This is a genomic window from Paenibacillus sp. FSL R5-0345, from assembly GCF_000758585.1.
Taxonomy (GTDB): Bacteria; Bacillota; Bacilli; order Paenibacillales; family Paenibacillaceae; genus Paenibacillus_AQ.
The window spans coordinates 6,437,454-6,452,484 of record NZ_CP009281.1 but is presented as its reverse complement, the minus strand read 5'-3'; the positions used below and the strand labels follow the sequence as shown (position 1 = coordinate 6,452,484).

The 15,031-nt window shown below is 46.0% G+C and carries 12 protein-coding genes; 7 read left to right on the top strand and 5 right to left on the bottom strand.

The genetic code is table 11. The features are described from left to right. The first annotated feature begins 23 nt into the window (after positions 1–23). A complete protein-coding gene (locus R50345_RS28485) occupies positions 24–938 on the top strand; it encodes an aldo/keto reductase (protein WP_042131459.1) in 915 nt (304 codons plus the stop codon). A gap of 8 nt (positions 939–946) precedes the next feature. Here the strand turns inward: R50345_RS28485 and R50345_RS28480 are convergent, their stop codons facing one another. From R50345_RS28480 to R50345_RS28465, 4 genes are all read right to left on the bottom strand, one after another. Beyond that, positions 947–2,458, bottom strand: a complete 1,512-nt coding sequence (locus R50345_RS28480; protein ID WP_042131457.1) for an aminotransferase class V-fold PLP-dependent enzyme — start codon at positions 2,456–2,458, stop codon at positions 947–949. A gap of 124 nt (positions 2,459–2,582) precedes the next feature. Further along, positions 2,583–3,059, bottom strand: coding sequence for a DsrE/DsrF/DrsH-like family protein (locus R50345_RS28475; protein ID WP_042131456.1), 477 nt, complete (start codon positions 3,057–3,059; stop codon positions 2,583–2,585). Positions 3,060–3,301: 242 nt separating this feature from the next. Further along, complete coding sequence (locus R50345_RS28470) at positions 3,302–3,619, bottom strand: hypothetical protein (protein WP_042131455.1); 318 nt, start codon at positions 3,617–3,619, stop codon at positions 3,302–3,304. Positions 3,620–3,673: 54 nt separating this feature from the next. Then, the gene (locus R50345_RS28465; RefSeq protein ID WP_042131454.1) at positions 3,674–4,297 is read right to left on the bottom strand and encodes an acetate uptake transporter; all 624 of its coding nucleotides are present in this window, start codon (positions 4,295–4,297) and stop codon (positions 3,674–3,676) included. 336 nt (positions 4,298–4,633) lie between these two features. On the opposite strand from R50345_RS28465, the gene R50345_RS28460 reads away from it, so the two are divergent. The 4 genes from R50345_RS28460 (at position 4,634) to R50345_RS28445 (ending at position 8,513) form a co-directional block, all read left to right on the top strand. Beyond that, positions 4,634–5,551 (top strand): prenyltransferase, encoded by a 918-nt coding sequence (locus R50345_RS28460; protein ID WP_042131453.1) that lies wholly within the window; start codon positions 4,634–4,636, stop codon positions 5,549–5,551. A gap of 34 nt (positions 5,552–5,585) precedes the next feature. After that, entirely contained in the window at positions 5,586–6,362 is a 777-nt protein-coding gene (locus R50345_RS28455) for a DUF6081 family protein (RefSeq protein WP_231573971.1), read from the top strand. 38 nt (positions 6,363–6,400) lie between these two features. Continuing rightward, positions 6,401–7,354, top strand: a complete 954-nt coding sequence (gene menA / locus R50345_RS28450) for a 1,4-dihydroxy-2-naphthoate polyprenyltransferase (RefSeq protein WP_042131451.1) — start codon at positions 6,401–6,403, stop codon at positions 7,352–7,354. Between the two features lie 163 nt (positions 7,355–7,517). Further along, positions 7,518–8,513 carry a Gfo/Idh/MocA family protein gene (locus R50345_RS28445; RefSeq protein ID WP_042131449.1) on the top strand — a complete coding sequence of 332 codons (996 nt, stop codon included), beginning with the start codon at positions 7,518–7,520 and terminating at the stop codon, positions 8,511–8,513. Between the two features lie 143 nt (positions 8,514–8,656). Here R50345_RS28445 and R50345_RS28440 read toward each other — a convergent pair whose 3' ends face one another. After that, entirely contained in the window at positions 8,657–10,015 is a 1,359-nt protein-coding gene (locus R50345_RS28440) for a dicarboxylate/amino acid:cation symporter (RefSeq protein WP_042132548.1), read from the bottom strand. A gap of 411 nt (positions 10,016–10,426) precedes the next feature. Here R50345_RS28440 and R50345_RS28435 point away from each other — a divergent pair, with 411 nt between their 5' ends. After that, positions 10,427–11,194, top strand: coding sequence for a hypothetical protein (locus tag R50345_RS28435; RefSeq protein ID WP_042131448.1), 768 nt, complete (start codon positions 10,427–10,429; stop codon positions 11,192–11,194). 74 nt (positions 11,195–11,268) lie between these two features. After that, positions 11,269–14,997 carry an S-layer homology domain-containing protein gene (locus tag R50345_RS28430; protein ID WP_042131447.1) on the top strand — a complete coding sequence of 1,243 codons (3,729 nt, stop codon included), beginning with the start codon at positions 11,269–11,271 and terminating at the stop codon, positions 14,995–14,997. The last annotated feature ends 34 nt before the right edge of the window (positions 14,998–15,031 follow it).

Below are 15,031 nucleotides of genomic sequence, written 5' to 3'. Positions count from 1 at the left end.
ATAGAACAAAGGAGGAAATGATGATGAAATATCGTAAACTTGGCAGTACAGGGATGAATGTATCGGTGATCGGCTTGGGTACTTGGCAGTTCGGTGGAGAATGGGGCAAGGATTTCACTCAAGCGGAAGTTGACGCTATGCTGGATAAGGCTGGAGAACTGGGCATTAATCTGATTGATACGGCAGAGTGTTATGGAGATCATTTGTCTGAGAAGTTCATCGGGGGCTATCTGGCTCGCCGGAAGCGTGAGGACTGGATTGTGGCTACGAAATTCGGGCATCATTTTCAGGGTCATTTGCAGCGGGAACAGCTATGGCGTGCTGAGGATGTGCTGAAGCAGCTGGATGATTCCCTGCGTGCACTTCAGACCGAGTACATCGACCTCTATCAATTCCATTCCGGAACGGATGAGCAATTCGATAATGACAAGCTGTGGAGTATGCTCGACAGACAGAAGCAGGCAGGCAAAATCCGTCACCTTGGTGTCTCGATCAGCGCATCGGGCTCGGGTGTACATCAGACCTCTGCGGCAGCGGATGTGCAGGCAGAGGCCATACAAGTAGTATATAATCGGCTGGATCGTCAACCGGAGGAAGAGATTCTTCCACTCTGCATCGAGAATCAATTAGGTGTGTTGGCGCGTGTTCCGTTAGCGAGTGGTTATTTAAGCGGCAAGTACAAGCTGGATGCGGTATTTGATCAGGGTGATGTGCGTGCTAACCATAAAGAGGATGTAAGACAAAAGCAGCTGCGGGCTGTAGCTGAAATTGCTGCCAACGAAGTGCCTTCGGGTCTCGATATGGCGCAGTGGGCTTTGGCGTGGTGCCTTCAGCATCCCGCAGTAACCAGTGTGATTCCAGGTTGTAAGAATGTAGAACAGGTCATTTCCAACGCCAGTGCTGCTGATCTGGACATGGTGAAGGATACTGCGCAATAAGCTGGAAACTACACCGAAAAAAGCGCTTTGACCTTCGCCTCAGCGGGATCCTCATTGTAGATATGAGTCCAGCTGTTCGTTGAAGCATCATAAAGATAATCCTGCTTCCATTGCTGGATATGGATCACGATATTTCGTATAGCGGATACAATTCTCTCTACCTCCTGATTCGTCATAATGGGGTGTAGAGAGATGCGGATCCAACCCGGTCTAAGCGACTGGTCTCCTACGGTAATAGCCTCAGCGATTTGAGCAGATTGCGCCCACCCTAATTCAAGAAGGTAATGCCCATAAGGACCTGCACAAGAGCAACCACCCCGGGCTTGTATACCGAAGCGATCATTCAGTAGTTGGACTGCTAAGTTATAATGGATATCACGTAGTGTAAAAGAGACAATCCCATGGCGTTCTGTATGATGCCCAGCCAGTAAAGAGCACTCGGGTATGCAGCGGAGTCCGTTCATTAATTGCTGGCACAGCTCGTGCTCTCTAATCGCCATATAATGACCGTTTCCATTCATTTGATCCTTCAGTTTCACACATAATGCCGTTCGAAAGGCTTGCAGAAACCCCGGCGTTCCCCCGTCTTCCCGCATCTCAATTTCATTGGTGTAACGGCGTCCTCCCCAAGGATTGACCCAAGCCACTGTACCTCCACCCGGTTCGTCAGGAATACGCCCATTACTTAGTGCTTCATCAAAGATTAGAACTCCGTTCGTGCCCGGTCCACCCAGAAATTTATGCGGAGAAAAAAAGATCGCATCCAGCTTCTCCAGTGGTGAGACCGGATGCATATCGATAGGCTCATAGGGAGCACTAGCGGCAAAATCTACAAAACACAGGCCTCCGTGACGGTGCATCATCGCGGCAAGCTTTTGGTAGGGAGTCTGAATTCCGGTCACATTGGAGCAAGCCGTAAATGAACCGATTTTCCAGTGGCGATGCTGATATAACTTTAACTGCGCTTCAAGCTGCTGAAGATCTACATTCCCGTCCTCTCCGGGAGGAACAGTCACAACGTCACCAACTCCCTCCTGCCAGGGAAGAATATTGGAATGATGCTCCATATGGCTGGTGAAGATCACAGGACGCTCCTCCATCGAATGGAAACCATAGTCCTGAAGCCATTCAGGGAGCCTTAAGCCCATGATTCGCTGCAGCTTGTTTACAGCTCCCGTTGTTCCATTTCCGCAGAAGAGCAAGACGTCCTGAGGGCCGGCATTTACATGCTTTTTGATGATTTGTCGTGCTTCATGATAAGCCAGTGTCATGGTTAATCCGGTAGTGTTGGAGTCTGTATGCGGATTGCTGACATATGGACCGAAGGCTTCCTGCAGCTTCCGTTCGATCGGTTCATATAAACGTCCGCTTGCTGTCCAATCGGCATACAGCAGTGGCTGTCTACCATAGGGTGTGGTGATCTGATGCCGAATTCCAATGGTGTGCTCGCGAAAAGTCTCGAAATGGTTTTGTAGTGAAGCGGGCGTCTCTGCAGAAGAGTCGTGGATGATGTTTAGCACGGATTTCCCTCCAGCCCGTACACCGTCTATTCTAAAGTTATAGTGTGTTTTCGGCGTACCAGTAGTTTCTATGGCACCAGTATATGCTTGCTTGGAGAATTGGGTTAAAGCCTAGCGGTATCATTTAAATAAATAATTGGACGTCGCTTTCTAGTGCATCTTTTAAATACGCCGCAGCATCGATAATCTCGACCTCGGGCAGCAATTCCTCTGTTTTAAAGCCCATGATCTCGACGGAGAGCTTGCAGGCATAGAATTTAATGTTTTTTTTACGAGCCCCTTTCAGAAAATGAATCAGCTTCGGCGCGCCTTGCTCCTCCATCATTTCTTCTAACATCATTCGGCCCAGCCCGCTGAAGTTTAAATGGGAGAGAGGTAGCTGTCCAGGCCCCTTTGGCGTAATAACATCCATCAGCTTCTCATAAATACTCTTATCCTCGAGTGTCATTTTTTCCGGATCACGCACCAGAAACAGGCCCCAGAAAGAGAAAAACATCGTAACCTCGACATCAATATCTCGCGCGGCATTCGCTAGGATCAGTCCCGCCATGGCTTTATCATATTCTCCGCTAAACATCAGCAGATTGATTTTTTTACTCACCTGCATAGTCCTCCCGTTACTTATTTTGAATTATAAGAAAGTATAAGTTTCACGATATACGATTTTCTTATAATTCTCGCATAAACGCTTACCGTCCTTAAGAGGACGCCGAAGGCGTTATAGCTTGGAATGTCATTAGTATGGTTATGGTGGGGAGAAGTATGCGAAGCGACCTTCCGAATTCACAAAAAAAGCCCCCTTACGGGAGCTTCATCACCTTTATTCTGTTGCCTTAGCTTCTACTAATGTACCTCAGAATCTTTAGTTTCCGGATCTAGAGTGCTGCGGATATCATGGTAACGGGCGGAAAGCCAAATGCTTCCGGTAAATAATACGATGAGTCCAAGCACGATAGAAAATCGCCAGTCGCCTGCTTTGAAGTTCAGCTGAAGTACCGTTAGTACAAGCGAAACCTGGGTCCAGACCATTGTTCTTTTGCGAAAAGCCGCAATATCTCCAGTCATCTTTGGGATATTCCGAATGATTAAATAGGCAATAACTGCGAGAATAAGCGCAAATATAGCGGTTACGGCTAATTCAGAAGAGGATAGGACATGCATGGTCTCAGGCATCCTTTCGGCTTGCAAAAGTTAGGGTTCAAAAAAGGTGAATTACTATTTCTTGAAGATACCTAGCGGAGCTCCGATCGGTAAGAAAGTGCGTCCAAAATGAGCGTTTAGCACAGAAGCGCCACATCCGTATAAGGACACGACACCAATTCCAAGTTCGGCACAAGCAGCAAGCTTATGGAAGAACTCAGGAGCAATGCCGAAGGAATCAAAAGTGAGTCCAAGAAAGAGGAAATCTATCAATACAAAAATGATAAGCAAAACTCTATTAGCCTCAACCGCGCCAATGGTCATAAAGATCGTGAAGATCAAGTAACCCAGAAATACAAATCCGAGCTGCTTAGGATCTACAGCCTCTGCAAGCGTTGGGCCGAATACGCCGAGCTTGATTAGCCAGCTGCTAGCCATGCCGAACCAAAAGAAAGCGTAGGCGCCAAAAGCGGTCATACCAAAGGTGTTGTTGTGCTTAGCATCTTGAATTGCGGCAAATAGTTGAGCGAATGCTCCCAGGAAGATAGCCCAAGGAATGACGTAGCTAAGTCCTGTTGTAAGTTCAAGCTTCTGTGAAGAAGCAACCAATGTGACAATAGCCAGTCCGAAAAGCCCGATGGCGCTAGGGTCTGCGGTGACGATTTTGACAGATTGGGTGTTAGGGGATTGCGCTGACATGACAGTAAAAGCCTCCATTATTATATATAGTTTTACGCTCTTAAAAACAGCACTCAAAGAGCGCTGTTCATAGGCTTGCCTATCATATCATATCGGTATGTGCTTGCCTATAAAACAACACTCATTTTTTGTTGTAAAATGGTGGTCTAATGATAAATAAAGAAGTTATTGTCAGGTCCAACTTCAATTATCAGGCTCCTAAGCCAAACAAACGGAGAAACTATGCCAAGATTAGACATTATATGCAGTGATATTCTTCACAATCTGTTGAAAATTGATGTATAATAGTCAGTGATAATTATTATCAAGTCATAAAGAAAAGGCGGTAAGCTTGAAGTGAACAAATGGACATTATTTACCAAGGCGACCCGGTTTTGGAGCTTTTCTGTTATGCTCATCCCGATTGTTTTGGGGACCGTTGGGGCATATGTATGGGAAGGGACTTTCCATCCGGTTTTATTTATTCTTACCTTAATAGGGGCGATTTCTGCGCATCTATTCTCCAATATGGTGAATGATCTGTGGGATTTCCGCAATGGAACGGATACAGAAGCAAAGAATTCCGCTGGTGAAATCAGCACAAACTCCGGGCTACTCACAGGTGGGATCCTCTCGGAGTCTTTTTATGCAAGGATGACCTGGAGTATGCTGGCGATTGCCCTAATCTGCGGTGGAATTCTAAGTATATATAGCGGTTGGAACATCCTCTGGTTTGTGCTTGTGGGTGCTTTAATTGCTTATTTCTATGTAGCCCCGCCACTGCGTTATGGATATCGCGGTAAGGGATACAGCGAGATGGCTATCTTTATAGCTTTTGGGATTATGCCTGTGTTAGGTTCCTTTTTCGTACAAACCGGTCATTTTAGTCTGAAGCCTGTAATTCTTTCATTGCCGGTTGGATTCTTGACTACATTACTGTTGTTTAATCACCATTTCCTACACTGGAAAGCAGACGAGCAGGCGGGTAAGCTTACGCTTGTTGTAGTATGGGGGGAACAAAAGGCACTTGTATTCTCACGTGTACTTCTTTTCACCGGTTACGCTTCTGTTGTGATCTGTGTGCTGATGGGCGTACTTCCAGTTTATGCACTGTTGGCCTTGGTTACAGCCTTCTGGCCGATTCGTATTTATCGTGGACTGAAGCCACATAATGCCTCGCCAGCTTATATCCCGCTCATGGGTGCTTCACAAAAAGCCTCCGTTCGTTGCGGAGTAGTGATGGCAGCAGCATTACTAATTCAAGGATTAGTCTGATACTAAAGTTAACATACAGAAGGAGTGAGCTTTCATGGAAAAGAAGGACAAGGAATTAATGAAGGAAGAACAAAACGCTAAAGGCAGCCAAATAGTTCTCGGAGATTTCCACTCTATTTTAGAAGAAGGAAAGGTTTGGAAGACAGGTGGATTTACACTGCCTGATGGATCGTTCTGGGCTTATCGTGAACCGGAAGCAGTAGTTATTGTTCGTAATGACACGCTCTATGTACGCGCAAAACTATCCCGTGAGAACCATCAAGTACAAATTCTAGACAATGCTAAGCATATGTATTACTCTGCGGAGCCAGTGGTAATTCCTGAGGCGGGAGAGATCAGCTTTGAGCTGCAAATTCGCAGCCGTACACAAGGAACAGCACCTGGAGATTTGTACGACGGTTATGTATCGCTGAATCTGCTTGATTTTACGACAGGTGCGGCGCTTGACTTTTTTGCGGGAAATGATAAATATGCTAGTGTGTATGGTATTCTGCCGTTCCCGGGGGTACAAGTACCAGAGAGCACAGGCACGAAATATTTCTGCATTTTTAAAGAAGATACGGATTTCAAACCGCGTGAATTTAATACCTACCGCATTACGTACCACCGTGGCAACGATGAGGCTGTATTCTATTTGAATGGCAAAGAAGTACGCCGTGAGAAAAATATCCCGATCAAATTCAACAACTTTACAGTGGCGCTCGGAATTATGACAGAGAAGGATCTGAGTCCTGAAGGCAGCGTGTCTGTGCATGGACAAACGGTTATTGCAGAATGGTCCCCAGTGAAGATCACAACGACTGAACAGTAATACCTTGCAGGCTCATTTGATAAATAAGGGTGTATGGTGTGAATATTAAAAGCTTTCTAAGATTTGTGGAGCTGCCGACAAAAGTAGCCAGTATGATTCCCTTTCTAATGGGAACGCTGTATGCCCTGTATCGGTTTGAGGATTTTTATGTGTTACGTTTTGCGTTGATGTTCGTTTCTTTGCTTAGTTTTGATATGGCGACAACGGCGATTAACAACTATTACGATTTCAAAAAAGCTTCCAAAACCCACGGCTATGGCTATGAGACACATAATGCGATTGTACATTTTAAGCTAAAAGAGAGCACCGTTGTGGCGACGATTGTTATTTTGCTAGTTCTGGCTGCAGGGGGTGGGATTGCGCTTGTTACGCAGACGGGTTTGCTGGTCTTTTTGCTGGGTGGGCTGTCGTTCTTAATAGGTATCCTTTATTCGTTCGGGCCGATTCCGATCTCGCGGATGCCATTAGGTGAGCTGTTCTCAGGTTTGTTTATGGGCTTTGTCATTATTTTTATCTCTGCCTATATTCATACAGATAATCATGTGGTATCGCTGGTGCTTCAGAACGGTTGGGCTAGTCTGAATATCAACATTGTGGAAGTGCTGTACCTGTTCTGGTTCTCTGTTCCCGCGATTCTGGGGATTGCAGGGATTATGCTCGCTAATAATATTTGTGATATTGATGAAGATGTGGAAAACCGCAGATATACGCTTCCGGTCTATATTGGCCGCCGCAATGCGCTCGTGCTGTTTAAATATCTCTACTATGTCTCTTATCTGGATCTTGTAGTGCTGCTGATCTTGGGGATTAACCCTATTCTTGTCTTGGCAATTCTACTTACACTGATTCCACTGCACCGAAATATCGATGTATTCACACGGAAGCAGGAGAAGGCGAGTACCTTTATTCTTGCCGTCAAAAATTTCGTGCTGATGAACGCGGCGCGTATTGCTGTGCTTGGTGCGGCGGTGCTGTTAAATAAGATAATGTAATTTTTCGCCTGAATTAAAAAGCAGTATCCATCGGAGTCTAAGCTCCTTTGGCTGCTGCTTTTTTGCGTTGTAACAGTTCTTTTCTATTAGTGATGAGTTTCATTCTATGATAAGGTGTCTTAAAGTATAGTAACTAATCCAAGGGAAGAGGTGTGTAGCCATCATGGTACAAAAACTTCGGTGGGGAATCATAGGCTGTGCGCAGATTGCGACAGGTTCAGTGATGCCAGCTATCATGAATTCAGATTCAGGAGTGATTACAGCGGTAGCAAGTCGTGGCTTGGAAAAAAGCAGCGCTGTAGCCGCAGAGTTCGGAATAGAGAAGGCATATGGAAGTTATGAAGAGTTACTTGCGGATAAAGAAATTGATGCGGTGTATGTTCCGCTCCCTAATCATCTTCATCGAGAATGGGTGATCCGTGCGGCAGAAGCGGGTAAGCATGTGTTGTGTGAGAAACCGATCGCGCTGAACAGTGCAGAGGCCGCAGAGATGGTGAAAGCATGCAACGATGCAGGCGTTCACTTAGCAGAAGCGTACATGTATCGGCATCATCCACGGATTGCTGAACTCCAGGATATTATCGCTAGCGGTGAAATCGGAGAATTACGCTCGATTCGAGGTACATTTACTTACAATGATGCTACAGACACTTCAAATATTCGTTTTAAATCGGCTTGGGGTGGCGGCTCGCTTTATGATGTTGGTTGTTATCCGTTAAGCGCGGCGCGACTGTTGTTTGGGACGGAGCCGGAAGCTGTGACCGTGCATGCGAAGTTCTCCCCTGAGCATGATAATGTAGATATGATGGCTTCAGGGCTGGTAGAGTTTCCAAATGGTTTAAGCTTGATCTTTGATTGCGGAATGTGGGCATATAACCGTCAGCTCTTGGAGATTCTTGGGACTGAGGGGCGAATAGAGGTGCCTATGCCTTTCAACGCTAGAGACGAGGATGCGGAATTCTTTGTGTACACTGGCGATGAGGTGAGACGGGTCGATGCCACAGGGGCTAATCCTTACATTCGGCAGGTGGATGATTTTGCAGCCGCTGTGTTCACAGGTAAGAGACTCATTGCACCGGAGGATCCGGTGCTAAGTATGCGGCTGGTTGAAACCTGCCTTGCTTCAGCAAAACAACGGCAAAGAATTAGTATGCTGTAACAGCTGAATCTAATATAGATGTACGCGAAAAAACCTCCGGCTTTCTGCTATAAGCAGATAGTCGAAGGTTTTTTATATTTCTCGCATAAACGCTTACCGTCCTTTAGGGACGCCGAAGGCGTTTTTGTTTGCATGTTCGGATTTTAAACTGTGCTCAAGAGAATATCATCTTCGTCATTATTGCTATTAAAGGCTTCGCGGTCGAATTCACCTTCTGAATTCGCGACCAACAGCGCGGTTACAGCTGTTCCTGTTGCATTTACAGCGGTACGACCCATATCGATGAGCGCTTCTACACCTGCAACGATAGCGATTCCTTCAAGCGGCAGACCAAGAGCGGTTAAGACTACCGTAGTGGAGATTACGGCTGGTCCAGGTACGCCAGCTACACCAATAGAAGAGATAATACTTACTAAGACCAGCGTAATGTAGTCAGTCCAGTTCAGATCAATACCGAATACTTGGGCGGTAAACACAGCCACAATCGCCGGCCAAATGCCACCGCACGCATTGAAGTTGACCGATGCTCCTAACGGCGCAATAAAGCTCGCGATCCGCGGGGAGACATGAAGGCGCTTCGTAATGACTTCAAGATTGACAGGAAGAGTTGCGTAGCTGCTTCTAGTCGTGAAGGCAACGGTAATGGTTGGATAGATTTTGCGGAAGAAACGAATTGGATTCACCTTCGCTACTAATAGAACCAACCCGCCAAAGATAAGAACAAAATGTATAATCATTGCGACATATGAGGTAATAATTACACTGCCCAGCTCCTGCAACGTTTCCCAGCCATAACGTGCGGTAATTCCTGCAATCAGTGCGAAGACACCGTAAGGCGTCAAGCGAATAATGAATTTAACGACCTGATGCAGTATCAGTGTCAGGGATTCAATAAGATCACGTACAGGTTTAACGGCTTCCGGTTTCTTGGAGCCAATCTTGATTATAGCTACTGCTAGGAAGATAGCGAAAATGAGCAGAGGCACAACCTTACCTGTAGCTGCTTCATTCACAGGGTTGGATGGCACAAGGTCCAGAATAACCTGTGAGAAGGTCGGGATTTCCCGAGCGGCGAAATCTGCAGGTACGTCCTGTTGTATCCCTTGACCAGGATTGAACAGTAATGCAACAGATAGGCCAATAATAGAAGCGATACCCGTCGTTCCGAGGAACCAGGCGAAGGTTTTGATTCCTATTTTACGCAAATACTCCAGATTGGTTAAGGAAGAAATACTGTTCAATACGAGTACAAATACTAAAGGAATGACGAGCATGCGAATCAAGCTGACATAAATGCTGCCGAATGTGCTGATGGCTTTGGTCTCTAAATCGAAGTATTGAAAGAATATTCCGGCAATTAGTCCGATGCCAAGTCCGATGAGTACGCGAGTACCAAATCCAATGCGTTTACGTGCCAGTAGAAACAAAATTGCAAAAACAAATATGGAAGCTACAAATCCATACCAGTTCGTTTCGATGGCGGATAACAAGTTGTTATCTATGTTCACTACCAATACCCCCTTAAACCTAGTTTTTTAATATGATTAATCCTATTGAGATCAATCTATATAGAATTTATAGTAAAGTCAATGTAATAATATGTTAAAAATAATCAATCCCGACAAAAACCATATGAAAAATAAAAATTGATTGACAAGGGACTCTTGCATGAATAATATGGAACTTAATCGTTAGACCAATTGGAATCGACTGGACAGCCGGAGATTCAACGAAAGACGCTTAGTTAGGCGTCTCGTTGAGTCTCTTTTTTATTTTAGAGAAAGGAGAAATAAGGGGTTAAGGTACAACAATGGTAGTTAAGAAGCATGGATCTACTGGACAGCCAGAGATTCAACAGGTACGTAATACGTGCCGTGTTGGGTCTTATTTTAATTGAAAAGGATGATACACATATGAAAAAGCTTACGATATCTTTGGTTGCTGCTACTGTCGTCTTCTCCGCACTGACGTATGCCGCAGTATCCGCTAATAAAAAGACAGCAGAGGCAGCATCTATTGAAGCAAGCAGTAATACAGCAGTATCCGTTTCTGCAGCGGCTGCACCTGTAGCTACTGCAGCGGCCGCAGTCGTTGTTCAAGCAGAAGCCACATCGGCACCAGTTGTAGAAACGGTTCAGCCGGAATCTTCAGCTCCAGCAGTGGAGACTGTCTCGGCAGAAGCGACTGCTGCTCCAGATGCCACAGTAGATTCAAAGACTAAGACCGTTGCCTCAGCTGCTCCTGTAGTGGGTGAAGCTGCACCTAAGGCGACCGCAGCTCCAGCGGCGGACACCGCTAAGGCTGCAACAACTACAACCACGGTTGCTGCTACTGTCAAAACACAAACCCAGACAGCAACACCGGCTCCAACCGCTGCGCCTACGACGGCTCCCAAAGCAATCGTAACCGCCAAAGCGGCTCAACCAACGTCTGCTCCTGTTGTATCTGCTCAGCCAAAGGCAACTTCGGCTCCTGCGGTAACGGCAACGGAAGCACCTTCGAAATCGAAATCCATTACCTTCTCTACAACTGAGGTGGTTAAAGCGACGGCCGCTCCAGTGGCTGAGGTAGCTCAGCCAAAGACTTCTACTAATGCACCATCATCCACCGTCAGTGCGCCAGCGCCAGCGGAACCGGCTCAAGCACCCGCACCTGCCGCTGAGGAAGAGGTTTGTCCTTGATGGGTCGCGTGCTCATTCAGGATTCCTTTCAGCAAATTCATCACATAAATCGATATAAGGCGAGGTGCACATAAATGATAAAACCATTGCGATTCAAAAAAATTGTAACGCTGCTTCTAGCAGCTTCCCTGCTTATCCTGCCTTTTCAAGCGGGCAGAGCTAATGCCGAAACGGATAACGCAGAGGCACTAACCTCTTTAGCCTCAAATAGCGGTGTAAGCCACTTTGATTATTTCAGTCATGTTTATGACCGTTTGAATGATGCTAGCCATGTATTTAAAACGGCAACCTATGAGGATATCGTTCATCTTTTTGAGAGTGAAGGCACTTACGCTGTTCTGGTTGGCGGCGCTTGGAGCGAGAATACACAGGCCGATATCGGCTTTATCAATGAAGTAGCTAAAGAATATGGCATCTCTACGATTTATAACTTTGATACTAAGCTGGACGGTGACACGCTCCAGATTGCAGACAGCAATAATAAATTTGCTTACAAATACGTTGACCTGGTAAACAAATATTTAAAGAATTTGAATCTGTCCTCGAAGGACGTTCCAGAACGCAATGTTAGCTATACCAATAAAAACGGGGATGTCGTAACTGCTAATAAGATCGAATCTCCATTTCTCTTGGTGTACAACAAGGATCACAAAGATGCACAGGGAAATAGTGCTCCTGTTGTATCCTATCTGGATAAGAGCTATTCGTGGAATGAGTTCCTAACGAACGGAACGCTAGATGCTACGAAAGTTAATGCTTATAAAGCATCAGTAAGAGAGGTGCTTAGTGCCGCTTCTGGGTATAGCACGATCGATGAATCTGCTTATATCAAGGCCGCATTTAACAAGAACTATGAGGGCGAAAATGAGGGCAAACCTACGATCTTCAACGAATCGGACGGTACGCTCGTGTATGAACATGTGACCTATCATCAGCTGAAGCAAATTTTGGCGAGTGATGGCAACTATGCGATTTTGTTAGGCGGCTCATGGTGCCCCAACACACAAGCGGTTATCAAATATATTAACGAGTATGCCAAGAAGCATAATATCGATAAGGTCTACTTCTTCGATACGAAGCTTGACTCTGGGGTGACGGTTGCTGAACCAAGCAACAACAGCGGCACCAAGGGCAATGCCAATCCGCACAATAATAATGAGCTTCAGATTAGAACAACCAATCATCCATATGCAAAATTTTATGTTGATTTGGTCCGTACTTATCTGACCAATATTAAGACCGAGAACAACACAGCAGCTAAACCATCTGTGATTAGTTATGTGAATGAGCTTGGAAACACTGTGATAGGAGATAGACTTCAGGTTCCATATCTGTTCACGTATAACAAGGACAACAAAGATGCAAGTGGTACTAATGCACCTATTCTAGGGCATATTGAGCTTATGTACAGCTGGACGAACATCCAACCGGATTACGTGCAGGCTAATTACCCAATTGGAGCCAGATACACTAACACTACAACAGCGCTGGATAAGCTATTCTCAAAACTTGAAGCTGTGCCTGCTGGACTTACAGGTGTAGCACCAACCGCAGCAGACAGTAAGGATGGGCAAATCTTGGGCACAAGTTCGGCTTTGGAATATAAGCTGGCTGGAGATACGGCATATACGCAAGTATCAGGTTCAGCGATTACAGGGCTTGCGCCTGGTGTTTATACAGTAAGATATGCGGCTACATCAGGATATCAAGGTCCAACGAACGCAGCGGGACCAACGATCATTCCTTATAATGCTGGAGAAGACGTAAGTGTGGAGGTGCCTCCTTATATCCATCAACAAGCAGCTCCAACAGGTCTATTAGGGGTAGCTCCTACTTCTGAAGCTAACGATGATGGGCATATTACGGGCTCAGTTGAGGGGCAGGAGTATAAGGGTGCTGGAGAAGCTGATTATAAGCCTGTTACAGGCGTAGCCATCACAGGTCTTACTCCGGGCTTTTATAAGGTGAGATTTGCGGCAAAAGAAGGATACAGCGTAGGTAAAGATGCTACTGTTGAAGTTCCGGCCTATGGCGAGCAAGCAGCTCCTACAGGGCTAGTGGGCGTAGCGCCGACTACCGCAGCCAATAATGACGGTAAAATCACCGGGACTACGAAAGCTTTGGAATATAAGCTATCAACGGTAACCGATTATGTCTATGCAACAGAAGTAGAGATCGTTGGATTGGTACCGGGGATATATCAAGTAAGATATGCAGCCAAAGAGGGATTTAATGCGGGCAGAGCAGCAGAAGTGATTGTTCCAGTATTCACTGCAGAGCAAGCAGCGCCATCCGGTTTGCAGGGGGTAGCACCTACCTCTACAGCGAACAATGATGGGAAAATTACAGGAACCACAACAGCCTTAGAATATAAGCTGTCCAGTGTGACTAATTATGTGTATGCACCAGATAAAGAGATTACAGGTCTAATACCAGGTACGTATCAAGTTCGATACGCAGCGAAAGAAGGGTATAAGGCAAGTCCAGTGACCGCTATCGTTGTCCCTGCTTATGTATCTATTTCAGACCCAGGAACAAGTGGGCCTGGCGGCAGCAATTCTGCACCGAGCACAGCTACACCAACACCAACAGCAAGCCCTCAACTGGTTGCTGCAACAACAACCGGTAATACTGTGAATTTATCATCAACAGCGGCAACCAAAACGGATAAAGCCACAGGAGTAACCACAGCTACAATCACGAAAGAAGCGGCTATCGAGCTAGTGAACCTTGCTAAAAAGGCAGAAGCGGATGGGAAGAAAGCTGTATTGGAAATTAAAGTAGCAGCTACTTCTGATACCAAAACAGCCGAGCTTACCCTATCGAGAAGCATAATTAATGAGTTAGTCTCTGGTACGAAGGCCGAGATTACCATTCAATATGAGAATGTAGGTACGATTACACTCGATGCCAAATCTTTGGCAAGTATCAGCGCAGCCTCGGATGCGGGGGATATTGTCATAACGATCGCTAAGGTTTCGTTAACGGCAGAAGGTAAGGCTGTTCTCGGCGACAGACCGGTTTATGATTTATCGGTAAAAGCAGGCCAAAGCACCATCTCTACCTTTGGCGGGGGCAGTGTCCACATCAGTGTGCCCTATACGCTGCAAGCAGGAGAACAGAAAGATGCGGTCATCGTATACCATATTAATACCACTGGAAGCTTGGAGAATGTACGCGGGAATTATAACGCTGCCAAGGGAACTGTAAATTTTGTTACCACACATTTCTCCCAATATATTATCGGATATAACAAGGTGAGCTTTGCGGATGTTTCGGACACCTCATGGTATAGCAGTGCAGTAGGTTATCTTGCAGCACGCAGTATCACATCCGGTACAGATGCAGAGCATTACAGTCCGAATGCTGAAATAACTAGAGGGCAATTTATTGTCTTACTCTTGAATGCTTACGGCATCACACCGGACGCTACCGCAACTGATAATTTTGCGGATGCGGGCAATACGTATTACACGAACTATCTCGCGACTGCTAAGCGCCTTGGGGTAGCCACAGGTTCGGGGGATAATCAATTCCAGCCAGAGATTCAGATCACTAGACAGGAGCTATTTACACTCTTGTACCGCTCGCTCGTAGCGCTAGGTGAACTGCCATCCGAGAAGAAGGCTGCAGCTCTTTCTGATTTTAGTGATGCAGGGGAGATTGCTGGCTATGCACAGGAAGCCCTTCAGGCGCTGGTAGAAAGAGGTGTAGTGACAGGAGCAAATAGTAAGCTGAGTCCTAAAGAAGTCACTACAAGAGCGCAAGCGGCACAGGTCATTTATAATCTGCTGTCGAGATAATTAAGCAGCAGCTGTATATTACATTGGAACCCCC

Bases quoted from the DNA above. Each gene is read 5' to 3' on its own strand.
- R50345_RS28470 (WP_042131455.1), bottom strand. From the start codon at position 3,619: ATGCATGTCCTATCCTCTTCTGAATTAGCCGTAACCGCTATATTTGCG.
- R50345_RS28485 (WP_042131459.1), top strand. From the start codon at position 24: ATGAAATATCGTAAACTTGGCAGTACAGGGATGAATGTATCGGTGATC.
- R50345_RS28445 (WP_042131449.1), top strand. From the start codon at position 7,518: ATGGTACAAAAACTTCGGTGGGGAATCATAGGCTGTGCGCAGATTGCG.
- R50345_RS28435 (WP_042131448.1), top strand. From the start codon at position 10,427: ATGAAAAAGCTTACGATATCTTTGGTTGCTGCTACTGTCGTCTTCTCC.
- R50345_RS28465 (WP_042131454.1), bottom strand. From the start codon at position 4,297: ATGTCAGCGCAATCCCCTAACACCCAATCTGTCAAAATCGTCACCGCA.
- R50345_RS28455 (WP_231573971.1), top strand. From the start codon at position 5,586: ATGGAAAAGAAGGACAAGGAATTAATGAAGGAAGAACAAAACGCTAAA.
- R50345_RS28430 (WP_042131447.1), top strand. From the start codon at position 11,269: ATGATAAAACCATTGCGATTCAAAAAAATTGTAACGCTGCTTCTAGCA.